A 23783-nucleotide genomic window follows, 5' to 3' on the forward strand; every position below is an offset into this window, starting at 1 on the left:
AAGTGGTCAACAAAAACTGGCCACCGAGTTAGAGTTTTTCCAGTATCGATTTTCCGATTCGTTTGGGGGTAACCCACCGTTATATTCGTGCGGTCTTAGTGCGCTGTAATATCCAACGATATAATCCGTTATGGCGTGAGCTGCCTCGCTGAAGCTTACGTAACCCACCACCGGTATCCATTCGTTCTTCAGACTTCTGAAGAAGCGTTCCATTGGGCTGTTATCCCAGCAATTTCCGCGCCGGCTCATACTCTGCCTGATCTGGTATCGCCACAATAACTGCCGGAACTGCCTGCTCGTATAATGACTGCCCTGATCGCTGTGGAACATCACCCCGCCGGGCTTACCACGGGTTTCCCATGCCATTTCCAGCGCTTTCATGGTGAGCCTGCTGTCCGGCGAGAACGACATGGCCCAGCCCACTGGTTTTCTTGCGAACAGGTCGAGAACAACGGCGAGGTACGCCCAGCGCTTACCCGTCCAGATATAGGTCACATCACCGCACCACACCTGATTTGGCTCGGTCACGGCGAACTGCCGTTCAAGGTAGTTAGGGATAGCAACATGTTCATGACCACCACGTTTATACCGGTGAGTCGGCTGCTGACAGCTGACCAGCCCCAGCTCTTTCATGAGCCTGCCAGCAAGCCAGCGTCCCATCTGGTAGCCTCTCCGGGTTGCCATTGTGGCGATGCTTCTTGCTCCGGCCGAACCGTGGCTGATGCCATGTAGCTCAAGTACCTGACTGCGTAATACAGCCCGTCTGCCGTCTGGTTTTTCAGGACGGTTTTTCCAGTATCTGTAGCTGCTGCGATGAACCCCGAACACATGGCAGAGTGTGACCACAGGATAATGCGCTCTGAGTTTCCCGATTATCGAGAACTGTTCAGGGAGTCTGACATCAAGAGCGCGGTAGCCTTTTTTAATATTTCATTCTCCATTTCAATGCGTTGTAGCTTTTTCCTCAGCTCACGTATTTCGATTTGTTCTGGTGTTATCGGAGAGGCTTTTGGTGTTTTGCCCTGACGCTCATCACGCAGTTGTTTGACCCATCTTGTCATTGTGGAAAGGCCAACATCCATAGCTTTGGCGGCATCTGCCACCGTGTAGTTCTGGTCAACAACCAGTTGAGCGGATTCGCGTTTAAACTCTGCGCTGAAATTTCTTTTTTTCATTGGAGCACCTGTGTTGTTCTGAGGTGAGCATATCACCTCTGTTCAGGTGGCCAAATTCAGTGTGCCACTTCAAGCAGCTACAGTCCACATTTGGCGTGAACAAAGGGGGGAAGCTGTGGCATCAGTTCAATCTGTCACGCCATCTTCCATTTACGCGCTGGGTGATTGCCATGGGAATACCGTTAACACAGGCAACGTTGAATGCCAGTCGGGATGGTTCGTGGCAGCAGTTACGGGATCGCAGTGAACAAAGCTGGCGGCAATTTCCTTTCATGGGAGAGCGACGGGCACGACAGGTTATTCAGTGGCTGGAGGATAAAGAGATCACAGCGCTGAGCAACTGGTTAGCTGCTCAGCGGATCACGGGCTTTATGCCTTAATGGCCTTCATGGCGATAGTAAAATACCGGCAGCCCCAACTTCAGGCGCAGGGCCAGTAGTCGGGCGGTAAAGCCGAAGAGCAGGGTAGAGATCACCACCACATCGTGGCTGGAGACATAATGTTGTAGCACGATATACAGCACAGCAGCGGCAAATGAAACGCCGGCATACAGTTCTTTCTGGAATACTAACGGGATGCGTTTGCAGAACATGTCACGTAATACACCACCAAAGACTCCGGTAGTGACCGCCGCGACCACGGCAATAATCGGTCCATGACCCATATCCAGCGCCACCTGGGCGCCAATAATAGAAAAGACCACCAGGCCCAGCGCATCCAGGACGAGGAATATTTTACGCAGATAGGGCATGACGGGGGCAATAATGGTGGTGAGTACCGCAGCGGTCGCCACGATAATGACGTATTCAGGGTGCTTTACCCAGCCGAGCGGATAGTGGCCGAGAAGAATGTCGCGTACCGAGCCGCCGCCAATGGCCGTCGCGGTAGCAATGATAATGACGCCAAATGTATCCATACGGCGACGCCCAGCCGCAAGCGCACCGGTCATGGCTTCGGCAGTAATACCAATTAAATATAAAACGTGTAACAGCATGTATTCCCCCTGATTTGCTGGGGCTAAGGTTAACGATTTGTGCGCATTGTCACGATTGAGATTTTCTAAGGTGAAGTGATTTTAATAACTACAGCTAATGTGAGTTTTCTGTAAATGCGTTATGGCATGCGCTTTACTTTATGAATGGTGACAATAAATGATGAGAAAATATAATTCGAACTGGATGGATCACAACCGAAGTGTTGGGAAAAACACGTAGCCCCTCGTTTATGGGGGCTACGTGGAATGGAGTTTACTCGATATTGAATCTGAATATTGAATTGTGGGTTATATGTATTGATATTTAAATGATTTTTGTTTTTCTGGTTTTGCTTGTGTACACGTAGGGGTACATGGATTTACAGGGATTACAATTTTTATTGTGTGATTTATGACCAATTGTAATTTTGTGTAAGTCACGCCGTGATCTTCATTAAAACATTATCAACAAAAACCCATTCGGGGTGAGAGGTGGGCGCTGGCATTTTTGTTTTACGTTCGCGCCGTGGATCTGCGATTTTAAAGGCTGGCGTCATAAATCTGAAAGTCATTGCTTCCGCATAAGCCTGGCTGAATCCATAACGACGCAGCTCATGAATTAACGCCTCATCATCCAGATCCAGCGCGTAAACCTCTTCAGCAATAGCGGCGGCAATCTGTAGGCGGGTGCTGTTGGGCAAGCGGTTCACATTCAGCATGACAGACTCCATCAGGTCAAAAGAAACCGCCTTTCGGCGGCGCTTGGCAGTGAGGGAAGGTTACGGGCAGATAAGCATCAGGTAGCAGTACAGCATCACACAGAGCGCATATGCCTCAGTCATGATTTCCCCGCATAGAACCGGGCATTAAATGCCTTTTGGTTCATCGGCTCGTTACTGTCGGTTTTGCTGACCCCATCTGTTTTGGTGACGCGGCCAGCGTAAAAATTTTTGTTAAATTCGGCCTGACCAGTACCGCCAAAGATATTGCCTTCACGCGCTTCACGCGCCTTTCTCAATGCCGCCATTACAGATTCTTTGCTCATCGTGCGAACCCTCGTGTAATACTGGTGTAGCCTCGACCGGCTGCTTTGCTCAGTTCATTCAGGCCATTGGTCACAACATTCGATTCCCAACCGATAACCCCATTAATAGAGCGCGGCAAAGGGAAGTTCCCGTCCCTGCTCCATTCCTTCAATTTGTCAGTGGTGAGTGCTTTGCCATATTGGCGCTGATATCTCACACAAACATCATCAGGGCTTACCAGAACCACCTTACTGAGACCCAGCGGGGAGTGAAGCTCTTCGATTTGCTTCACATACCACCCATCACCCGCAGCGTACAGGCCGGATGGATGGCGCTTCTTCTCATTAGCCAAGCGGCGTTGTTCTGCTGCTTGCTTTTGTTCAATCAAAATTGTTTCTAACTCAGTCATTGGTGTCACCATTAAAATGTACTAGCGTGAGGGTACATTATACCAACCGTACTAGCTTGCTGGTACAATATTCACACCAAATAAGTGATTGTTTGGCACACCATCAAAGCGCAGCAGTAAGGAGCGCCTCGGCACTGGAAACAGTGTTCGGGGTTTTCTTTTGGGGCCAGCAGAGATGTAAGGTAAATCGTGGTGTAGGTGATATCAGATGAATCGGCGATAACCCGAAAACGGTTAGCAAATGTCAGTAGCTGATAAGGTATGAAATAGTAAGCAAGCGAACCATTCGTAGGGGTGATGTCAGGGTTATCTTAGGGAAGAGGTTAGGTTGGGGTCAGCAAAATGGTAGGGCATTATGAGCCTACATTCTTCTTACCCCAAGATGCGGGGGAATTATTTGTTGAGGAACTCACTGTTTTCTAAGCATTTGTATTTGATGTAATCGACCGCTGTCGGAGTGGTCACAGTAGCAAATTCCTCAAAGACTTTTTTCTTTTCAGTATCGACTATTGTTTTAAGCTCTTCTTTGAATTTCTTTTCTTGTCCCTCCTTCCACTCCGTGGCAATAAATAGGCATGATTTCCCCTTCTGACTAGCAATTGGATCTAATTGTGAAAGCGCCATTTCAGCTCTCTTGTAAGCCTCTTCAAATGATACCTTTCCACCATTACGCGAAACAGTTTCAACAAGCTGATTAGCTAATTTGCTCTTTTGTTGTTCTGCCAATCCCCCGGACATTTCAGCCAATGCTCCGGCATGTACAGTGGCAGTAGCCAAGAGTGTAAGTGTGATAATAGCTATACTTTTCAATTTCTTGTCCTTATTTGTTGTTATGTGAACATGTCCCATATCTGATTATCTCAATACCTACATCATTTGGTATGTTTTTCAGGTTTATATATTTTGCTTGTCCCATCTGTCCCGTTGTCCCATAGATTTTATATATATTGTATTTCATATGGTTAGCTTGTTTTTTTATGGGACAAGAATGGGACAAAGCGGGACAGGTTTTTGTCCCATTGAAGTTTTTTGTTTGAAACACATACAAATTTGGTTGGTGTAGGTGGGCTGGTCGCAAAAAAACACCCGCACAGTGGCGGGCATTGGTTCTCAATCTTCGAGGCTGTCACGATGGATTATGTAACATCTGACACGACCTAAGCCAGGAAGGTATCGGCGATCTGATTTGGTGATTTCCTTCGCCTGTAAAACGCTGGCAGCTCGTTTAGCATCAAGTCCGGCAAAAATCACTTTCCAGCCTTCAACCGGGATAATGTATTCATCGTCTTTAATAAACCCAACCCGGGCAGTCGGTATCTCATCTGGTTTATTTACGTCCTGAAAACGCGCCCCGTCACGCACTATGGTTTGTCTGATACGTTCAACGATTTCATTATCTTCGTGGCTTTCTGTTCCACCTCTCCGCTCAACCCATGCGGCAAAGCAAACTTTCGCCGCCTTTGTCGCGGTTCCGGCACTCCATCCCGTTATCTCTGAAGACAGCTCGCCAGCATAAGCAGCAATAGCAAATTTTTCAGCGACGCGCCCAATCTGCCCGGTAGGTTCTTCGGCCACATCAGCCAGGAAGATTGCCTTAAACTCACGCCAACCATTCTTAATGGCCTCATAGTTAATGGTCAGGTTATCAAGCCATGCGTTAAATGCTGTACCGTGGTTATCTCTCACGGCTCTGTCGAGGCGGTCAGCGAAAAGCGCACCGTTTGCCTCTCCGTGAAGCTCCTCAAAGCAGGCATATTCACAGTTATCAGCGGGTATGTTGATCACTCGCATTTCCTGCCCGGCATATGTACTTTTCCGAACCGAATCAGCATGGGATTTGAGATCAATTTCACCATTGGATAATAGCGCTAAACACCATTGCTGAATCTCTTTGGCTGTTCCGTTTTTGGTGCTTCGTTGCTTGCCTTTCCCATTCGGAAGCATGTACGCGATTTCCCCGGCTTTGCTTGCGTCTACTTGTGCGATTTCATCAAGGCACAGAAGGCCGTCATTATGGCGTGCGGCGATACCTTCTAGCCCGTTATCGGTAGCCCTCCATGAGCGAATATATTCTTTAGGGTCAGATAAAACGGAAGCAGCAACTGTCATTGAGCGGGATTTGCCTGAAGATGACGCCCCTACATAATGGAAGCAGAACCCATCAACTCCCAGCATGGTGAGCATAGGGGACAGGAAGGCAGTAGACACAGCCAGAACCAGACGACTATTGCCAACACACAACGCCGCTACCTCATCACGCCATGTATCTAGCGTGCCGCAGAATGGCTCTGGTTTGACGCGGGCATTCACCTGATAGACAACCATATCTTTATCGATTGGGTTAAATGTCCGTACCGGGGTCACGTATACAGCAGGCTTAAACCAACCGCAGCGAGTAACGCAGGTTAACCGGCTTTGGTGGGATTGCCCTTTGAGATAGCGGATAAACGCCTTCTCATCCCAGATACGCAGGCCGCCGTTAACAAGTATGCTAATGGCTTCCGCTCCGCCATTTGCGTAAAGTGAGGTTGCGGGCATCGCCCATTTCTTTGGCATCCCGTCACGATCACACCATGACAGAAGTTTGCCCCATGACTCGTTATCGTTGTCTCTGGTTTCCGCAGTAACCTCAATAACATCAGATATACAAACAGGTGCCGGATTAGGGTTTTTCTCTGTAGGCGCTCTGTAGAAGTAAACGCCAGCCTCCCCACGCTCTCTGTCGTACTCCCGATGTACCCAGTAAAACGGCGGTAACTTCTCTACTGGTGGCTTATCTTTGTGTGCTGACAAGGCGACAACATTATCCGTACTCATGCCACTGCCTCCCATTTCTTCACCAGTTCATCTTTGTGATCGTTCCAGTCACCATGACTGGACGGGATTAGCAGCTCGCAACGGTAGCGGCTTGCCGCGTCAATGGCCTTATTAACCCCCGGATTGCCTTCTGTATTCGCGTCATTATCGGCGGCAATGATGATGCGGGCGCGTGGAAATTCACTGCGTACACTCTCAGCAACCTCACGCAGGTTTCCGGCAGTAAAGGCGACGCAGACCGGGCAGCCCGTTATCTCTCGAACGGTGGCGGCGGTGGCATAGCCTTCAGCGATAAAGACGGTTTTGCCATTGACGACTAACCCGCCCAGCCAATAGCGTCCACCTTTCAATAGTGCGCCAGATTTAAAGCGCTTTGTGCCGTCCGGCATAATGTACTGAATGGACTGTACACTTCCGTACTGGTCATGGATTGGAATTAGTAACCAGTCACCAGATTGATAAATGCCGTGCGCTTTAACACCTTTGCGCATCAGGTAGGGATGTTCATCACTGGCGAGGATTGCGTTACCAATCTTGGTTCGACACTCAGCAGCGGCGGCAACCTCCGCTTTACGTTGTATCGCCCCAATTGCCCGGCGTGCTTCCATCATCACGCGCTTACGTTCAATGCTGTTTACCTGTACGCCATCCGCAAAGTGACATGCGGTTACACCAGTTTTCCAGCTCCCAAATGCGCAACCAGCTCCATCAGGGAAAGGGTAAGCCCAGCCATTAAGTGAGCCAGATTTATCGCCCTCAACACGGAAGCGGGCAACGATGCCGGGTGTTAGTTCTGGCAGCTCGCAAGGAATAACACCAGCTTCGCGCATGGTGTCAGACAGTGATTGTCTTTGAAGTGTACTCATATATAATTTACCTGTGTTATCGCTAGCGGTAAAGTTTGGTCACCGATCCGCCAGCGATATGATTTTAAGAATTATTATTAGCTAGCATTATCAAGCGGCATCCTTTGGGTGCCGCCTTGCTTTGTAACCTTCGATTTGTTCTGGTTTCATGAACACGATAATTACCGGGTTAATGGGCTGTTGACCTGTTAAGGGGTCTTTAACTCGCCCGCGTACTTTTGTCAGCTCGATTTGGTTCTTATTTACTAAACCTGAAACGACGCTGTGCAAGTTGCCAATGCCGATATATCGGGCTTGCCTTGTATTAAGTGATTTCCCGGAAAGTATGATTTTCATCACGTAAGAATTTTCTGTATCGAAGCTCTCCGGTTTTGGAAGGCCTATTTCCTGACAGCGTTTTTCATCAATTAGCATTTTTTACCCTCCAGCCACGAAAGCAATTCATCAGTTTTGAAAACAGTCACTCTCTCAGTTAACTTCGTTTTTTTAGGAAAACCGGGCTGCTTACACCAACGGTAAAGCGTTGGAATCGAAATGCTGAGAAAGTTGGCTGCTTCAGCAGGGCGAAGGTTTGGTTTAGTCATCTTCTTTCCTTTTTTTTAGATCGGCCATAAGCGGCAATGAGATGATAACCCCCCTTAAAATCGCAGTTCGGCTAGTGCGATTTTTTTTGAATGTCCGCGTTAAATTCTTTTCTTAGCGGTGTTAGCCATCTCTTCATTACGGTGTATTTGATGGGTTTTTGCTCTTCATCAAGTAGGTGTGCTTCCCCCGCATACTCCGCACCAACGGTGGATAGTTTGGAAAACACCTCTGATTTATCTTCACATGCCACTGCTCTTAATGATTTAATCACCTCGCGAAACGTGGCACTCCCGCATTTTTCTTGACTGACTCGTCTAAAATGCTCGGTAAATTCTGCCCTTGCGTCTGCGTTCCGATTCCTGCTTTTTTGGGCGCGATGCTTTTGCGACCATTTATTTATTGCTTCTATAACCTCAAACAAGTGATAGCCATCCAATTTAATATCTGTATATGGCCTCTCATCCAGTTCTCGCATCAGTTGTTTTATTTTTTCTTCCCGCGATGTTTTGAATGCCTCTGCTTCCTTCGCTGCTGCCTCCATAAAACTGCCGATAATTTCAATGGCTGAAAAAATCTTAGCAACCGGGGCTGCTGCTTCCCTTATTTCTTTAACCAATTCATTGGTAAATAATTTCCCAATTTCTTCGCCCGCTTGGTCGAAAAATGCTCGAGTCTCCGGGGGTAAATCTTCAAATTCCTTGCTCATTTATCGCTCCCCTTGATTGTTATTTGTTCGCGTAGTGGTTGGGATGCCAAATATTTTGTCCCGTCCTGTCCCGTATTTTGTCCCGGTTATGTCCCATAACCATTCTTGTAACCAGCTGTATTTATTGAGTCTTTACAAAACGGGACAAGCGGGACAGATGGGACAAGCAAAAAAACAATATTGAAAATCTATCTGGCTTGCCTCAGTGGTGTAACGTTGTACTCTTCGCCCCGTTCAAGCGCTTCCATCAGGTTGCCCAGCATGGCCAGCGCTTCCCGCCGTTCGTTTAAATATTGGTGACGGTTGTAGATGCCTTCGACGCCTTTAATGCGGTGATTAAGGCAACGTTCGGCAACGATAGGATCAACGCCCAGCGCTCCTAAGTGGGTTCTGGCGGTACGGCGCATATCGTGAACGGTGAAGTTAGGTACGCCCGGCATTGCCTGCTTAACCTTCGCCAGCGCAACGGGCAGGGTGCTTTCCTGAATGTGGGGGATCATGCGGTGCTGTTGTTTTCGCGCAGGTAATACCCATTTGCTGTTACAGGAAAGAAGGCGCAATTCTTCAAGCCATTCGATGGCCTGCTTTGGTAGTGGGATATCGATCCCGTCGCCTGTCTTTGTACGCTCACCCGGTAAGTACCAAATGCCATTGGCTAAATCGAACTCGCTCCAGCGTGCGGCGCACAGTTCCATCTTTCTCACGCAAGTGACCAGCAGCAGCTTCAGCGTTAACTCGTTCTCACGGCTGAAGCCTTTCGCCATTCGCATTGCTTCAAAGAATTGAACCAGCTCCGGTCTGGTTAACCACCGTTCGCGTGATGTTTCTTTGCCGCCCGCATCGCTCGTATCAAAGGCAGCAGCGGGGTTAACCTCAATCATCCCTAGCTTTATGGCATGATCGAAAATGCGACGTACCCAGCGCAACACGTCATTAGCCACAGATGGCGCACCACGTTTCAGAATTGCTTGGAGTAAAGCGTCAATATCCCTGGGCTTTATCTCGTTAACCTTCTTTTTGCCCATGCGCGGATTTATGTCTTTCTGAAGACGGCGGCGCAGAATGTCAGGGTGTTTCCATGTACCCAGCACTTTCTTCTTAAAATAGTCTTCAGCGACTTCAGCCACGGTTTTATCGTTCCGGTCAGCTTCTATTTTGGCTTTTACCTCTGCCTTACGTTCCTGCTTCTCTCCGGCAACGTCATATCCAAGAGAAACGCGAGCGGCTAGCTCTCGGGTGATTTCACGGGCTTTAGCTAATGAGATAGCGCCATATGTGCCAATGGTCATTACACGGGGTTTGCCTGCTAACCGATATCGAAAGCGCCATGAAGGGATTGTGTCGTGGGTTCTATAACGTAGGTACAAGCCGTTACCGTCTGCTTTGCCCTCGAAGCGTGTTCCGGCTTTTACCCATGCCTTGATTTGAATGTCAGTTAGCTTGCCCATATTCACCTGTATTCTTGTACCCGATTAAGAGTTTGCCTTTCGTGGCTTTGTACACGTTAGGGTACACAAGAAATATGCGCTTTTATGATACTAACTGCAACTTTGTGACATTAAAAAAGCCCGTGGTTAGCGGGCTTCTTCTGGTTGGTGAGTCTACTTGATATGGAATGATATCCTACTCAATGTTCTGAATCTGCTCGCGCATTTGCTCGATCAATACCTTCAGTTCAATTGCGGAATTAGTCACCTCGGCATTGATAGACTTGGATGCAAGAGTGTTCGACTCACGGTTGAATTCCTGCATCATGAAGTCCAGACGACGGCCAACAGCCTCTTTTTTCTTCAGAATGTTGTAGGTTTCTTTGACGTGGGCTTCCAGACGATCTAACTCTTCTGCTACATCTATGCGCTGCGCCATCAGCACCAGTTCTTGCTCAAGGCGGTTATTCTCCAGTTGCACCTGGGCGTCTTCCAGTTTGGCTACCAGACGCTCACGCTGCCATTGCAGAATTTCCGGCATATGTGCACGCACTTTAGCGACTTCAGTGCTGACGCCTTCCAGACGCTGCTCGATCAGCGCTTTCAGCGCCTGACCTTCGGTTTCACGCGCGACGATGAAGTCATCCAGCGTACCGTCTAGCGCGGCGAGGATTTCAGCGGCAATGGCGTCCAGATCTTGCTCCTGGGCAGCCATTACGCCTGGCCAGCGCAGGATATCAACTGGGTTAATTTCACCTTCATCACTCTGCATTTTGACCCAGTTAGCAGCGCTAACGAGCTGTTTAGCGAGCTTTTCATTTAGAATCAGCTCGCCCTGGGCGCTGGCATCAGGTTCAAAACGCAGCGTACACTCGACTTTACCGCGCGTCAGACGCGTGCGTATGCGTTCGCGAACAACGGGTTCAAGACTACGGAACTGTTCCGGCAGGCGAAAATAAGTTTCCAGATAACGCTGGTTTACCGAGCGCATTTCCCAGGTAGCGCTACCCCATTCACCCTTGATTTCACGCCGGGCGTAGGCGGTCATGCTGCGGATCATAGACGTTCCTGTTTTTAAAGATGAGATGGGAGGATTATAGCCATCCACGTCTTGTCAGGATAGGAATAACAGTCGGAAGTCCGTATAATGCGCAGCCACATTCGTTTCAAGCCGGAGATTTTATCATGCGTCCAGCAGGTCGTAGTGCCAACCAGGTGCGTCCCGTCACCCTGACCCGTAATTATACAAAACACGCTGAAGGCTCCGTGCTGGTCGAATTTGGTGATACCAAAGTGCTGTGTACCGCCTCTATTGATGAAGGCGTACCGCGTTTTCTGAAAGGTCAGGGCCAGGGCTGGATCACCGCAGAATATGGCATGCTGCCACGCGCCACGCACACCCGTAACGCCCGTGAAGCGGCGAAAGGTAAGCAGGGCGGTCGTACCATGGAAATCCAGCGTCTGATCGCTCGTGCGCTGCGCGCCGCCGTTGATCTGAAGACGCTCGGTGAATTCACTATTACGCTGGACTGCGATGTTATTCAGGCAGATGGCGGTACGCGCACTGCATCAATTACCGGCGCATGTGTGGCGTTGGCTGATGCGCTGAACAAGCTGGTTGCGAGCGGTAAACTGAAAACTAACCCGATGAAAGGGATGGTCGCCGCGGTTTCCGTGGGCATTGTGAACGGTGAAGCGCTCTGTGACCTCGAATACGTTGAGGACTCTGCCGCAGAAACCGACATGAACGTGGTGATGACTGAAGACGGACGCATTATAGAGGTGCAGGGTACGGCAGAAGGCGAGCCGTTCAGCCATGAAGAACTTCTCACCCTACTGGCGTTAGCCCGAGGGGGAATCGAATCCATTGTAACGACGCAGAAGGCGGCGTTAGAAAATTGATTTTAAAGGCGACTGATGAGTCGCCTTTTTTTTGTCTGTAATAAAGTGAGATGAGGAGCGAATCCATGAAACCGTATCAGCGCCAGTTTATTGAGTTTGCGCTTAGCAAGCAGGTACTAAAGTTTGGCGAGTTTACGCTGAAATCCGGGCGTAAAAGCCCCTATTTCTTCAACGCCGGGCTGTTTAATACCGGGCGCTGCCTGGCACTGTTAGGCCGTTTTTATGCCGAAGCGCTGATGGATTCCGGTATTGAGTTCGATTTGCTGTTTGGTCCGGCCTACAAAGGTATCCCGATTGCGACCACCACGGCTGTTGCGCTGGCGGAACACCACGATAAAGATTTGCCGTACTGCTTTAACCGTAAAGAGGCGAAGACCCACGGTGAAGGCGGTAATCTGGTAGGTAGCGCACTTGAGGGGCGTGTAATGCTGGTGGATGATGTTATCACTGCAGGTACGGCTATTCGTGAGTCGATGGAAATTATTCAGGCTAACGGCGCTACGCTGGCGGGGGTACTGATTTCTCTCGATCGTCAGGAACGCGGTCGCGGCGAGATTTCAGCGATTCAGGAAGTGGAACGCGATTATGGCTGCAAGGTGATTTCTATCATTACCCTGAAAGATCTGATTGCGTATCTGGAAGAAAAACCAGAAATGGCAGAACATCTGGCCGCAGTACGGGCGTATCGCGAAGCGTACGGCGTATAAGAACTGCCGGATGGCGCTGCGCTTATCCAGCCTACGCACCGCAGGGTTCGTAGGCAAAATAGGCGAGGTCGCCATCCAACAACGGTGTTACTGCAATTGAGCGGCAACCAACGGCCAGCGGATGTCGAAATCATCCGTTGGGCGGTATTTAAATTCGCTACGTACAAACCGGGACAGCATACCTTCGCAGAAAGCCAGTAGCTGGCTGGCCAGCAGCGTTTCATCCACGGTGTAGCCTTCACCTTCACGCATTCTTTTTTCTCGCAGAACCTGGCGTAACTGCGCCTCAATTCGCTCAAAAAGCTGGTTAATACGGCCTTGCAGACGGTCTTGCTCGAACATCAACGCGTGTCCGGTCAGAATTCGCGTCAGGCCAGGATTACGTTCACCGAACCCTAAAATCAGCAGTACGATCAGACGCAATCGCGCGTTAGTGTCCTTTTCATCTTTCAAAATCAGATTGATACGGGTAATCAGACTATCTTCGATAAACTCAATCAGGCTATCGAACATGCGGGTCTTGCTGGGAAAATGGCGATACAAGGCCGCTTCGGAAACGCCCACAGAGGCCGCCAGTTTAGCTGTCGTGATGCGTTGGCTACCATCGCTGGACTCAAGCATCAGTGCCAGAGACTGAAGTATTTCTTCGCGACGATTCCTTTTCGCAGTTTGCTTTTCTACCATGTTACAAAATACCCCTGAAAATAAGCTCTTGCCAGGCAGGCATCCACACAGCGACCGCAAACTGGTGTTTGCGGTGTGTTATTGCGTTATTACGCTGTGAGATACTTTTCTGCGGGTTACTTGCGCCCGGAATGGCCGAAGCCACCTTCGCCACGATCGGTGGCTTCAAACTCTTCCACCAAATTAAATTCAGCCTGGACGACCGGTACAAATACCATCTGCGCGATACGTTCGCCCGGTTCAATAGTAAAGTTGTCCTGACCACGGTTCCAGATTGAAACCATCAGCTGGCCCTGGTAGTCGGAATCAATCAAACCGACCAGATTGCCCAGTACGATCCCGTGCTTATGGCCCAGCCCGGAGCGCGGGAGCATCACTGCCGCAAGAGAAGGATCGGCAATGTGGATAGCTAACCCGGTTGGCACCAGCGTTGTTGCGCCAGGCGCCAGTTCTACGGCGTCATCAAGACAGGCACGCAGGTCAAGTCCGGCAGAACCAGAAGTGGCGTACGTCGGGAGCGGAAATTGTTGCCCTACGCGCGGGTCCAGAATCTTAACGTCGATTTTTTTCATCATAACGGGTCACGATCTCGTCGAGTAATAATTGGCCCAGGAGTTCTTTGCGCTCAAGCGGTAAGACTTTATCTCCATCCTGCCAAAAAAGGTGTAATGCGTTGCTGTCGCTGTTAAATCCTTGAGTGGACAGCGAAACGTCGTTCGCACAGATCACATCAAGGTTTTTGCGGATGCGTTTTTGCCGGGCATATTCTTCCACATTATTTGTTTCGGCGGCAAACCCAACGACAAAAGGACGGTTAGCATCCAGTGCGGCAACACCAGCGATGATGTCCGGGTTTTTGACCATTTTTACTGTTAATTCATCACCCTGCGTTGCCTGTTTTTTGATTTTTTCACTGGCGACAGTTTCAGCGCGATAATCAGCGACTGCGGCGCAGCCGATAAAAATATGCTGTTGTTGCACCGCAGATTGCACGGCGGCTTCCATTTCCAGTGCGGTCATCACATCAATGCGCTGGACAAAAGGTGGTGTAGGTAACGAAACCGGACCTGATACCAGCGTGACGTTTGCCCCGCGTTTTGCGGCAGCGGCCGCGATAGCAAATCCCATTTTCCCGGAGCTGTGGTTGGAAATATAACGCACGGGATCAAGCGGTTCACGCGTCGGGCCTGCTGTAATCATGATGTTGAGATGTTGCAGATCTTTGACAGGTGAAAAATGTTCTGCCGCCATATCCACAATTGTTAACGGATCCAGCATACGTCCAGGACCGACATCACCACATGCCTGACTACCGCTGTCAGGACCCCAAATGAGCAAACCGCGCGAGGCAAGAATGCCCAGATTGTGTAGGGTAGCGGCGGCGCGGTACATCTGCTGGTTCATAGCCGGCAGCACGGCAACAGGCGCTGGCGTTGCCAGACAGATCGTAGACACCAGATCGTTGGCCATACCTGCGGCAACGCGGGCAATCAGGTCTGCCGTCGCAGGGGCCAGTATAACCAAATCGGCCCATTTCCCCAGTTCAATATGGCCCATCGCGGCTTCGGCTGCGGGGTCAAGCAGGCTGTCGGAAACGGGATAGCCCGAAACCGCCTGTAAGCTCAGAGGAGTAATAAACGCTTTTGCTGCTTCGGTCATCGCCACGCGGACGTCTGCGCCGCGTTCCCGTAAACGACGCACCAGCTCAGGGGTTTTGTACGCAGCAATCCCGCCACTGACGCCAAGTACGATTTTTTTACCGGCCAGGCTCATCATGATCTTTCCTGTTGGGTTTCACCAGAAGGCGGATATTTTATCACAATCCGCAATGTGTCGTGCTTTTGCCCGCGCTCCAGTTTGCGAGGCTCTACGAAGAAGTGAAAACAGAGCGTCGATTCGCCGCTGGCGTTATGCCACTATGCGGACGCGAAAGGAGGGGAAAAGCATGGAAAATACAGGACGTATAATGCCTCGGGAAAAGCTGTTGGCGCAGGGGGCCAGTTCGCTGACCGACGTAGAGCTACTGGCTCTTTTTCTACGCACCGGGATACTGGGTAAAGATGTGCTTACGCTGGCGAAAGAGATGCTTCAGCATTTTGATTCGTTGTATGGCCTGTTGTCTGCTGATTACATGGATTTCAGCTATGTTCAGGGCATCGGTATCGCGAAGTACGCACAGTTGAAGGGAATAGTGGAGCTGGCAAGGCGCTACTACAACGTACAGGTGATAGAGGAACGTGCGATACTTAGCCCGGAAATGGCGCGTGAATTTTTGCAAAGCCAGCTTTCGCAAGAGGAACGCGAGATCTTCTATGTGATCTTTATGGATTCTCAACATCGCGTGATTAAACACCGTAAACTTTTTTCCGGAACGCTAAGCCACGTTGAAGTGCATCCGCGAGAAATTGTCCGCGAAGCGATAAAAATGAATGCTTCTGCGGTGATCCTTGCACATAATCACCCTTCGGGGTGTGCAGAGCCGAGCAAAGCAGATAAACTCATCACCGAGCGTGTTGTGAAATGCTGTCAGTTCATGGATATCCGGGTGCTTGATCATCTGGTCATTGGGCGCGGAGAGTACGTTTCTTTTGCGGAACGCGGTTGGATTTAACGCACTTTACGCGATCCATCGGGATCTTTGTCTGTTCGGGACTTGAGCACATCGCTGACTCAGCGTATACTACGCCACCTTTGAGAATCTCGGGTTTGGCATTTGGGCCTGGCAATCGAGAGTTCGCAAATACGCAAAATAATTCTTGTTGCGTCCAATGACGAGGCAACAATGAAAGATTTAGTGTATTGAACTGCGATAACCGGGCTGAGAAGCCTGACGAGGCGCCAATACCCCATACGAAGCTCGAGCTAATTTGATTTTTGGAGAATAGACATGTCCCGAGTCTGCCAAGTTACTGGCAAGCGTCCGGTGACCGGTAACAACCGTTCCCACGCACTGAACGCGACTAAACGCCGTTTCCTGCCTAACCTGCACTCTCACCGTTTTTGGGTTGAGAGCGAGAAGCGTTTTGTCACCCTGCGTGTATCTGCTAAAGGTATGCGTGTTATTGATAAGAAAGGCATCGAAACAGTTCTGTCTGAACTGCGTGCCCGTGGCGAAAAGTACTAAGTACTAAGAGGAAATAAATCATGGCTAAAGGTATTCGTGAGAAAATCAAGCTGGTTTCTTCTGCTGGTACTGGTCACTTCTATACCACCACGAAGAACAAACGTACTAAGCCGGAAAAACTGGAGCTGAAAAAGTTCGATCCAGTTGTTCGTCAGCACGTTTTATACAAAGAAGCGAAAATCAAATAATTTCCGCTTTGATGTAAAGAAAAACCCTGCCTCGGCGGGGTTTTTTGTTTTCTGGCCGTCCCCATATTAATGAGACCTGATACACCGCCGGAGATACTATGCCTGAATTACCTGAAGTCGAAACCAGCCGCCGCGGTATTGAGCCGCATCTGGTGGGGGCAACGATTATGCACGCGACTGTGCGTAACGGTCGTTTGCGTTGGCCAGTATCAGAGGAAATCTATCGTCTGAGTGATAAACCTGTCCTGAGCGTACAGCGGCGCGCGAAATACCTGCTGCTGGAGCTATCAGATGGCTGGGTAATCATTCACCTGGGGATGTCGGGTAGTTTGCGTATCCTTTCTGAAGAGCTTCCGGCAGAAAAACATGACCACGTCGACTTAGTGATGAGTAACGGCAAAGTCCTGCGCTATACCGATCCGCGTCGTTTTGGCGCCTGGCTGTGGACTAAAGAGCTGGATGGGCATAATGTCCTCGCCCATCTTGGCCCTGAGCCTCTGAGCGACGATTTCAATGCTGGTTATCTGCAGCAGAAATGTGCGAAGAAGAAAACTGCGATTAAACCCTGGCTGATGGATAACAAGCTGGTCGTGGGGGTGGGAAACATCTATGCCAGCGAGTCGCTGTTTGCGGCTGGTATCCATCCTGACCGTCTGGCGTCATCTTTGTCGCAGGATGAGTGCGAACTGCTGGTGCGCGTTATCAAGGCGGTTTTGCTGCGTTCTATCGAGCAGGGCGGGACCACGCTGAAGGACTTTCTGCAAAGTGACGGTAAGCCGGGCTATTTTGCCCAGGAGTTGCAGGTCTATGGGAGAGAAGGTGAACCCTGTCGCGTATGCGGCGCGCCAATCATTGCGACAAAACACGCTCAGCGCACAACGTTTTATTGCCGTCGCTGTCAGAAATAACACCATTATCGGCCGGACGTAGCGAATGCCTCATCCGGCCAGACGCATTACTTCAGTTTACTCAATAATGCCTGATGAACGTTTTCCGGCAGAAAGTGCGCTACGTCACCCTGGTGGCGGGCAACTTCTTTCACCAGTGAAGATGAGATAAATGACCACTCTTTAGACGGCATCAGAAAGACGCTTTCCAGTTGTGGCATCAGATGACGGTTCATATGGGCCAGCTGCATTTCATACTCAAAATCGGCTACCGCACGCAGGCCACGGATCAGAATGTTAGCCTGATTATCGCGGGCAAAGTTTGCCATCAGATCGCTGAATCCCAGAACCTCCACATTACCGAGATGCGCCGTTGCCTGTTGTGCCAGCTCAACGCGCTCTTCCAGAGTAAACATCGGTTTTTTACTGGGACTTGCGGCAATTGCCAGGATTACGTGATCGAACATGTTTGTCGCTCGTGTCACGATATCGAGGTGGCCGTTAGTAATGGGATCAAAGGTTCCTGGATAAATCGCCCGTTTTTGCATGACTTGCCTCAATGCGTTTTGGGTGGCAGATAAGGTTCCAGCAGCTGCAGCAGACGCTGAAGCGCGCCCTGATTTTGATACAGAACTTCAACTGCGTGACGGCCATAAAAATTACGATAATCTGCATCGGTCAGTAAAGAAGAGACCTCTTTCACCAGCGTAGTTGCGTCGGTGACGGTGATCAATCCGCTTGCCTGTTCGAGGCGGGCGCAAATATCTTTAAAATTAAAAGTATGTGGCCCCATCAGTACCGGAATGGCGTGCGCCGCGGCTTCCAGTGGGTTGTGTCCACCGCGTTCAACCAGCGAACCGCCAACAAATGCAAGGTCAGCAATGCCATACAGCAACATCAACTCGCCCATGGTGTCGCCGATTACGACCTGGGTTCCTGATGACGGAACTTCGCCCGAAGAACGTGTCGTATAGCTTAGCCCAGCCTGGCGTACGAGGTTAATGGCATCCGGGAACCGTTCAGGATGTCTGGGTACCAGAATCAGTAAAAGATTAGGGAACTGGTTTAATAACGCCTGATGGGCGGCAATGATAATGCTTTCTTCGCCGTCGTGCGTGCTGGTTGCAATCCATACCGGGCGGTGAGGTGCCCATTGACGGCGCAATGTAATCGCTTTTGCGGCCAGCTGCGGCGTGACGGAAATATCAAACTTCAGGCTACCGGTAACGGTGACCTGATTGTTTCTGGCACCAAGCGTGATAAAACGAGCGCCATCTTCTTCGTTCTGGGCGGCAATCAACGTAATTCGGCGCAGTAGCCTGCCAACAAATTTACCTAATTTAGCGTAGCCAGCAGCTGAACGAGCGGAAAGACGTGCATTGGCAATGACCAGCGGAATATGGCGCTTATGCAGTGCCGCGATCAGATTCGGCCACAGCTCGGTTTCCATAATTAACACCAGCTTGGGGTCAACTTTATTCAGGAAACGGTTTAGGGCATCCGGTAAATCGTATGGCAGATAAATATGCTGAACGTCAGGGCCAAAAGCGGATTGTACGCGCTCGGAACCGGTTGGCGTCATGGTGGTAACCGTGATCGGCAAGTCGGGGTAACGATGTCGCAGAGCGCGGACTAATGGGATAGCTGCCAGCGTTTCGCCCACGGAAACCGAATGAAGCATGATGCCGCCTGGTTTTAGCGGACGGCGGTAAAAGCCGTAGCGTTCACCCCAGCGTTTACGGTAGGCCGGAGCCTTACGTCCGCGCACCCAAAGCCGTACCCAGATCAAAGGCTGAATAAGGTAGAAAAGGGCGGTGTAAAGCAATTCGAGCATAATGGTAGCTGACTTATGAATGTGCTGGGGATTCTATGTATTTAGCTGTGGCTTTACCAATACTTTTCCCATTTTTAAATTAAATAGCGTCCCTCGCGGGGGAAGTCCAGGGTACCAGCATCTTTTGCATCTTTACGTTTTCTGTTGGTATTTTCCGGTTTAGTCGAGATAGAGGGCTAAAAATCAAAAGGCCTGAACATCTTAATTCATTGATTTATATGTTTTAAAATCATTGGCTGTGCAAGAATTATTCGAGTCGGAACATGGCGAAAGAAGTGATACACTAGCGCGTAAAAAATCAGTGCGATATCAGTAATCAGGTAGCTGTTGAGCCTGGGGCGGTAGCGTGCTTTTTTCTGCTTAACTTTACCGGACACTCACGATAAAAGAGCCGCTTGTGGATAAGCCAATTAATAGAATTCTGGTCATAAAAATGCGTTTTCACGGAGATATGTTGTTAACAACTCCGGTCATTAGTACGCTAAAGCAGAACTATCCTGATGCGAAAATCGACGTGCTTCTCTATCAGGATACCATCCCAATTTTGTCGGAAAACCCAGAAATTAATGCCCTTTATGGTATTAAAAATAAAAAGGCAAAAGTAACTGATAAAATTACTAATTTTCTGCACCTGATCGGAACGTTGCGCGCAAATGGGTATGATTTAGTTGTAAACCTTACCGATCAGTGGATGGTTGCGATACTGATGCGGCTACTGAACGCGCCAATCAAAATCTCTCAAGATTATGCACATCGGCAATCTTCTTTTTGGAAAAATAGTTTTACATGTCTGGCCCCGCTTAGCGGTGAAAATGTGGTGGAAAGCAATCTGTCTGTGCTGGCCCCGTTGAAACTTAAATCGACTGTTACGCATACAACAATGAGCTATCCTCCGGATAGCTGGGAACGTATGCGCACAGAATTAAATCGGGCTGGGGTTGGTGATGAATATGTTGTAATTCAACCAACGGCACGCCAACGCTTCAAATGCTGGAATAACGAAAAGTTTTCACAGGTAATTGACGCCTTACACCAGCGTGGTTTGGAGGTAGTTATGACCTCAGGCCCAGGCGAAGACGATCTGGCTTGCGTGAATGAAATTGCACAAGGTTGCAAAGAAAAGCCCGTTACTGCTCTGGCGGGAAAGATGAGCTTCCCCGAGCTAGGAGCGGTCATCGATCATGCTCAGTTGTTTATTGGGGTGGACTCTGCTCCGGGACACATTGCTGCTGCGGTTGATACACCATTGATATGCCTGTTTGGCGCAACGGATCATAATTTTTGGCGACCATGGTCAAAGCAGATGATTCAATTTTGGGCTGGTGATTATCGTCCGATGCCTCCACGCGAGCAGCGCGATCGCAATGAAATGTATCTTTCGGTGATTCCCGCTGACGATGTTATTGCTGCTATCGATAAATTATTACCGGGTAGACTTGTGCCGCCACAAGCGGGGAGTCCCGTATGATTGTTGCTTTCTGTTTGTATAAATACTTCCCATTCGGTGGGTTACAGCGTGATTTTATGCGCATTGCGCAAACTGTAGCGGCACGTGGTCACCATGTTCGTGTCTATACGCAGTCCTGGGAAGGTGAGTGTCCTGACGTTTTTGAATTGGTTCTTGTACCGGTCAAGTCCCAGACAAACCATGGTCGCAATGCGGAGTATTATTCCTGGGTCCAGGCACATTTACTTCAGCACCCTGTCGATCGGGTAGTTGGTTTTAATAAAATGCCAGGGCTGGATCTCTACTATGCTGCTGACGTTTGCTATGCCGAGAAAGTGGCAGAAGAAAAAGGTTTCCTCTATCGGTTAACTTCACGATATCGGCACTATGCAGCGTTTGAACGCGCGACGTTTGAGCAGGGTAAACCGACGCAGCTATTAATGCTAACTGATAAGCAGATTGCTGATTTTCAGAAACACTATCAGACAGAAGCTCAAAGATTTCATATTCTTCCTCCAGGGATTTATCCAGACAGGAAGTATAGCCAGCAGATTCCGAATAGCCGTGAAGTTTATCGCCAGAAAAACGGTATAACAGAGCAACAAAATCTATTATTGCAGGTAGGCTCTGATTTCACTCGTAAGGGTGTGGATCGTTCAATACGTGCAGTGGCCTCGTTACCAGAAACGCTTCGAACTAATACGCTACTGTATGTTGTTGGACAAGACAGACCGAGAAAATTTGAGGCGCTGGCGGAAAAACTTGGCGTACGCAGTAATGTCCATTTCTACTCTGGCCGTAATGATGTTGCAGAATTAATGGCTGCGGCTGATATATTGATGCATCCAGCTTATCAGGAGGCGGCAGGTATTGTTTTACTAGAAGCAATCACTGCCGGGCTGCCGGTGTTGACCACAGCCGTATGCGGTTACGCGCATTATATTGTTGATGCTAATTGTGGTATGGCAATTACAGAACCATTCCGGCAAGAAACGCTGAATGAAGCCTTACGTAAAGCGCTGGTAGAGCCTTCATTGTGTTCGGAATGGAGGGCAAATGCACGACACTATGCGGATACGCAAGATTTATACAGCCTACCGGAGAAAGCTGCGGATATGATTACGGGTGGTTTAGATGGTTGAATTAAAAGAACCGTTAGCCACACTATGGCGCGGAAAAGATGCATTTGAAGAAGTTAAAAATTTACAAGGTGAAGTATTCAGAGAACTGGAGACTCGCCGTACTCTACGATTTGAACTAACGGGTAAAAGCTATTTTTTAAAATGGCACAGAGGCACTTCTCTGAAAGAGATTGTTAAAAACCTACTTTCATTACGCATGCCAGTATTAGGTGCTGATAGAGAATGGAATGCCATTCATCGCCTGAGTCAGTTAGGTGTGGATACAATGACAGGCGTGGGATTTGGTGAGAAAGGGTTGAATCCACTGACTAAAACCTCGTTTATTATTACTGAGGATCTCACACCAACTATCAGCTTAGAAGATTACTGTGCTGATTGGGCCACAAATTCTCCCGATGTGAAAGTGAAGCGTATAATTATTGATCGTGTTGCCACCATGGTGCGTAAGATGCATGCTGGTGGTATCAATCATCGCGATTGCTATATTTGCCACTTTTTATTACATCTGCCTTTTTCAGGGCATGAGGACGATCTCAAGATTTCAGTGATTGATTTGCACCGTGCTCAGATTCGGTCGACTGTTCCCCAACGCTGGCGCGATAAGGACTTAATCGGTCTCTATTTTTCGTCCATGAACATTGGATTAACCCAGCGTGATATTTATAGATTTCTACGCATCTATTGCGAGTTGCCGTTGAAAAGCATCCTAAGTCAGGAGGCTGATTTGTTCAAGGAAGCTCAGGTTAAAGCTAATAAAATACGCGAAAGAACAATCCGTAAATCTCTGTGATTAATTTATCCTGAACTATTTGAAATGCATCATGTGAGAACATGGTCTATTTCTCAAAAATTGGTAAGAGTCAAATGTCTCAATTTAGCGATAAAGAAGTTATCCTTTCTGTTTTTGAGTACGATTTTCGGGAAAATGCTTCTGTAGACTGTTTTAATATCGGTTATGGTATTGACAGGAATTTTTTATTTGGCTGCGGTGTATCAATAGCCTCTGTATTATTGTCGAATAAAAAAATCGATTTCACATTTCATATATTTACTGATTATTTCGATGAGAGTGATAAAGCCAGATTCGCCGATCTTGCTAAACAATATCAATCCTGTATCAAAGTTTACCTAATTGATTGCAATAAATTAAAAGACTTACCTAGTACTAAAAACTGGACTTATGCAACATACTTCCGTTTTGTTATTGCAGATTATTTCTATAATAAAATAGATAAATTATTATACCTGGATGCTGATATTGCTTGCCAGGGTAGTGTACGAGAACTGGTCGATTATAAGTTTTCCGCAGATGAGATCGCTGTCGTTGTAACGGAAAGAGATTCCGAATGGTGGCATAATCGTTCTGTAACGCTGGCCACTCCAGAATTAATCACCGGATACTTTAATGCTGGATTCTTACTTATCAACATCAATGCATGGCACAGTAATAATATCTCTTCCAGAGCCATCGAAATGTTGCGAGTTCCAGAATGGGTGGAAAGAATAACTCATCTTGATCAAGATGTCCTTAATGTATTGTTAGCCGGAAAAGTAACTTTTATCAATGGTAAATACAATACACGCTTTAGCATTAATTATGAACTGAAAGATACAGTAGTCAATCCTGTGAATAATGAAACTGTCTTCATTCATTATGTGGGACCGACAAAACCCTGGCATGAGTGGTCCAACTATCCGGTATCGAAGAGTTTTTTAGTTGCGAAAGAGGCCTCGCCCTGGCATTCAGTAGCGCTTCTCAAACCGACCAATAGCAATCAATTCAGATATTGTGCAAAGCATAAATTTAAACAAGGGTTATACGTTCAGGGACTGTGTAACTACTTTAATTATTATCTGACCAAGTTGAAAGGTTAACTGCTGGCTA

28 protein-coding genes and 1 pseudogene are annotated in these 23783 nt (G+C 48.6%); 11 read left to right on the plus strand and 18 right to left on the minus strand.

Annotated elements, in window-relative coordinates:
- Nucleotides 1-6: 6 nt before the first annotated feature.
- Nucleotides 7-1175 (minus strand): IS3-like element IS911 family transposase gene (locus HV302_RS00430; RefSeq protein WP_094461488.1). Its coding sequence is split into 2 segments (ribosomal slippage): nucleotides 7-926 and nucleotides 926-1175, totalling 1170 coding nucleotides; the frame shifts between segments, so codons are not numbered across the junction.
- Nucleotides 1176-1246: 71 nt separating this feature from the next.
- On the opposite strand from HV302_RS00430, the pseudogene ligB reads away from it, so the two are divergent.
- Nucleotides 1247-1555, plus strand: a pseudogene (gene ligB, locus HV302_RS00435) (NAD-dependent DNA ligase LigB); the annotation flags it as partial.
- Here the strand turns inward: ligB and HV302_RS00440 are convergent.
- The 12 genes from HV302_RS00440 to HV302_RS00495 all read right to left on the minus strand — a co-directional run bounded on the left by HV302_RS00440 (nucleotide 1552) and on the right by HV302_RS00495 (nucleotide 11043).
- Nucleotides 1552-2169, minus strand: coding sequence for a trimeric intracellular cation channel family protein (locus HV302_RS00440; protein WP_003024049.1), 618 nt, complete (start codon nucleotides 2167-2169; stop codon nucleotides 1552-1554). The pseudogene ligB and the gene HV302_RS00440 sit on opposite strands and share 4 nt — an antisense overlap.
- Nucleotides 2170-2585: 416 nt before the next feature.
- A complete protein-coding gene (locus HV302_RS00445) occupies nucleotides 2586-2867 on the minus strand; it encodes a hypothetical protein (RefSeq protein ID WP_181626779.1) in 282 nt (93 codons plus the stop codon).
- A 119-nt stretch (nucleotides 2868-2986) separates the two neighbouring features.
- A complete protein-coding gene (locus HV302_RS00450; protein WP_044071072.1) occupies nucleotides 2987-3193 on the minus strand; it encodes a hypothetical protein in 207 nt (68 codons plus the stop codon).
- Nucleotides 3190-3582 (minus strand): hypothetical protein, encoded by a 393-nt coding sequence (locus tag HV302_RS00455; RefSeq protein WP_235426905.1) that lies wholly within the window; start codon nucleotides 3580-3582, stop codon nucleotides 3190-3192. The genes HV302_RS00450 and HV302_RS00455 overlap by 4 nt, the downstream gene beginning before the upstream one ends.
- Before the next feature lie 393 nt (nucleotides 3583-3975).
- Nucleotides 3976-4392: a hypothetical protein gene (locus HV302_RS00460; protein ID WP_123923088.1), complete on the minus strand. Its 417-nt coding sequence runs from the start codon at nucleotides 4390-4392 to the stop codon at nucleotides 3976-3978.
- Between the two features lie 300 nt (nucleotides 4393-4692).
- Entirely contained in the window at nucleotides 4693-6399 is a 1707-nt protein-coding gene (locus tag HV302_RS00465; protein WP_181626781.1) for a DUF927 domain-containing protein, read from the minus strand.
- A complete protein-coding gene (locus tag HV302_RS00470; RefSeq protein WP_181626782.1) occupies nucleotides 6396-7265 on the minus strand; it encodes a toprim domain-containing protein in 870 nt (289 codons plus the stop codon). Before HV302_RS00470 ends, HV302_RS00465 begins: the two co-directional genes overlap by 4 nt.
- 90 nt (nucleotides 7266-7355) lie before the next feature.
- Nucleotides 7356-7679: a hypothetical protein gene (locus HV302_RS00475; protein WP_181626783.1), complete on the minus strand. Its 324-nt coding sequence runs from the start codon at nucleotides 7677-7679 to the stop codon at nucleotides 7356-7358.
- On the minus strand, nucleotides 7673-7849 hold the full coding sequence (locus tag HV302_RS00480; protein WP_181626784.1) for a helix-turn-helix transcriptional regulator: 177 nt from the start codon (nucleotides 7847-7849) through the stop codon (nucleotides 7673-7675). Before HV302_RS00480 ends, HV302_RS00475 begins: the two co-directional genes overlap by 7 nt.
- Before the next feature lie 71 nt (nucleotides 7850-7920).
- Complete coding sequence (locus HV302_RS00485) at nucleotides 7921-8556, minus strand: hypothetical protein (RefSeq protein ID WP_181626785.1); 636 nt, start codon at nucleotides 8554-8556, stop codon at nucleotides 7921-7923.
- Between the two features lie 188 nt (nucleotides 8557-8744).
- On the minus strand, nucleotides 8745-10004 hold the full coding sequence (locus HV302_RS00490; RefSeq protein ID WP_181626786.1) for a tyrosine-type recombinase/integrase: 1260 nt from the start codon (nucleotides 10002-10004) through the stop codon (nucleotides 8745-8747).
- Nucleotides 10005-10179: 175 nt separating this feature from the next.
- Nucleotides 10180-11043 carry a YicC/YloC family endoribonuclease gene (locus HV302_RS00495; RefSeq protein ID WP_019078038.1) on the minus strand — a complete coding sequence of 288 codons (864 nt, stop codon included), beginning with the start codon at nucleotides 11041-11043 and terminating at the stop codon, nucleotides 10180-10182.
- Between the two features lie 125 nt (nucleotides 11044-11168).
- Here HV302_RS00495 and rph point away from each other — a divergent pair, with 125 nt between their 5' ends.
- Together rph and pyrE are read left to right on the plus strand one after the other, a co-directional pair.
- Nucleotides 11169-11885: a ribonuclease PH gene (gene rph, locus HV302_RS00500; protein WP_016154991.1), complete on the plus strand. Its 717-nt coding sequence runs from the start codon at nucleotides 11169-11171 to the stop codon at nucleotides 11883-11885.
- A gap of 65 nt (nucleotides 11886-11950) precedes the next feature.
- Nucleotides 11951-12592: an orotate phosphoribosyltransferase gene (gene pyrE / locus HV302_RS00505; protein ID WP_016157763.1), complete on the plus strand. Its 642-nt coding sequence runs from the start codon at nucleotides 11951-11953 to the stop codon at nucleotides 12590-12592.
- An 87-nt stretch (nucleotides 12593-12679) separates the two neighbouring features.
- Here pyrE and slmA read toward each other — a convergent pair whose 3' ends face one another.
- The 3 genes from slmA to coaBC form a co-directional block, all read right to left on the minus strand.
- Entirely contained in the window at nucleotides 12680-13276 is a 597-nt protein-coding gene (gene slmA, locus HV302_RS00510; protein ID WP_016154989.1) for a nucleoid occlusion factor SlmA, read from the minus strand.
- Nucleotides 13277-13392: 116 nt separating this feature from the next.
- On the minus strand, nucleotides 13393-13851 hold the full coding sequence (dut, locus tag HV302_RS00515) for a dUTP diphosphatase (protein ID WP_016154988.1): 459 nt from the start codon (nucleotides 13849-13851) through the stop codon (nucleotides 13393-13395).
- A complete protein-coding gene (gene coaBC / locus HV302_RS00520; RefSeq protein ID WP_181599263.1) occupies nucleotides 13829-15049 on the minus strand; it encodes a bifunctional phosphopantothenoylcysteine decarboxylase/phosphopantothenate--cysteine ligase CoaBC in 1221 nt (406 codons plus the stop codon). The genes dut and coaBC overlap by 23 nt, the downstream gene beginning before the upstream one ends.
- Before the next feature lie 172 nt (nucleotides 15050-15221).
- Here coaBC and radC point away from each other — a divergent pair, with 172 nt between their 5' ends.
- The 4 genes from radC (at nucleotide 15222) to mutM (ending at nucleotide 17496) form a co-directional block, all read left to right on the plus strand.
- Entirely contained in the window at nucleotides 15222-15887 is a 666-nt protein-coding gene (radC, locus tag HV302_RS00525) for a RadC family protein (RefSeq protein ID WP_016154986.1), read from the plus strand.
- Between the two features lie 276 nt (nucleotides 15888-16163).
- Nucleotides 16164-16400: a 50S ribosomal protein L28 gene (rpmB, locus tag HV302_RS00530; protein ID WP_003024071.1), complete on the plus strand. Its 237-nt coding sequence runs from the start codon at nucleotides 16164-16166 to the stop codon at nucleotides 16398-16400.
- Between the two features lie 20 nt (nucleotides 16401-16420).
- The gene (gene rpmG / locus HV302_RS00535; RefSeq protein WP_003024094.1) at nucleotides 16421-16588 is read left to right on the plus strand and encodes a 50S ribosomal protein L33; all 168 of its coding nucleotides are present in this window, start codon (nucleotides 16421-16423) and stop codon (nucleotides 16586-16588) included.
- Between the two features lie 98 nt (nucleotides 16589-16686).
- The gene (gene mutM, locus HV302_RS00540) at nucleotides 16687-17496 is read left to right on the plus strand and encodes a bifunctional DNA-formamidopyrimidine glycosylase/DNA-(apurinic or apyrimidinic site) lyase (RefSeq protein ID WP_019078041.1); all 810 of its coding nucleotides are present in this window, start codon (nucleotides 16687-16689) and stop codon (nucleotides 17494-17496) included.
- A gap of 47 nt (nucleotides 17497-17543) precedes the next feature.
- Here mutM and coaD read toward each other — a convergent pair whose 3' ends face one another.
- Together coaD and waaA are read right to left on the minus strand one after the other, a co-directional pair.
- On the minus strand, nucleotides 17544-18023 hold the full coding sequence (coaD, locus tag HV302_RS00545) for a pantetheine-phosphate adenylyltransferase (protein ID WP_181598745.1): 480 nt from the start codon (nucleotides 18021-18023) through the stop codon (nucleotides 17544-17546).
- An 8-nt stretch (nucleotides 18024-18031) separates the two neighbouring features.
- Nucleotides 18032-19309, minus strand: coding sequence for a lipid IV(A) 3-deoxy-D-manno-octulosonic acid transferase (gene waaA / locus HV302_RS00550; protein WP_046275764.1), 1278 nt, complete (start codon nucleotides 19307-19309; stop codon nucleotides 18032-18034).
- A gap of 397 nt (nucleotides 19310-19706) precedes the next feature.
- On the opposite strand from waaA, the gene rfaQ reads away from it, so the two are divergent.
- From rfaQ to waaO, 4 genes are all read left to right on the plus strand, one after another.
- A complete protein-coding gene (rfaQ, locus tag HV302_RS00555; RefSeq protein ID WP_181626787.1) occupies nucleotides 19707-20777 on the plus strand; it encodes a lipopolysaccharide core heptosyltransferase RfaQ in 1071 nt (356 codons plus the stop codon).
- Nucleotides 20774-21898 (plus strand): glycosyltransferase family 4 protein, encoded by a 1125-nt coding sequence (locus HV302_RS00560; protein WP_181626788.1) that lies wholly within the window; start codon nucleotides 20774-20776, stop codon nucleotides 21896-21898. The genes rfaQ and HV302_RS00560 overlap by 4 nt, the downstream gene beginning before the upstream one ends.
- On the plus strand, nucleotides 21891-22688 hold the full coding sequence (gene rfaP / locus HV302_RS00565) for a lipopolysaccharide core heptose(I) kinase RfaP (RefSeq protein WP_137379814.1): 798 nt from the start codon (nucleotides 21891-21893) through the stop codon (nucleotides 22686-22688). Before HV302_RS00560 ends, rfaP begins: the two co-directional genes overlap by 8 nt.
- A gap of 74 nt (nucleotides 22689-22762) precedes the next feature.
- Entirely contained in the window at nucleotides 22763-23773 is a 1011-nt protein-coding gene (gene waaO, locus HV302_RS00570) for a lipopolysaccharide 3-alpha-galactosyltransferase (RefSeq protein ID WP_181627426.1), read from the plus strand.
- Nucleotides 23774-23783: the final 10 nt, after the last annotated feature.

Origin of the sequence: Citrobacter sp. RHBSTW-00859 (assembly GCF_013729795.1) — a bacterium.
Taxonomy (GTDB): domain Bacteria; phylum Pseudomonadota; class Gammaproteobacteria; order Enterobacterales; family Enterobacteriaceae; genus Citrobacter; species Citrobacter braakii.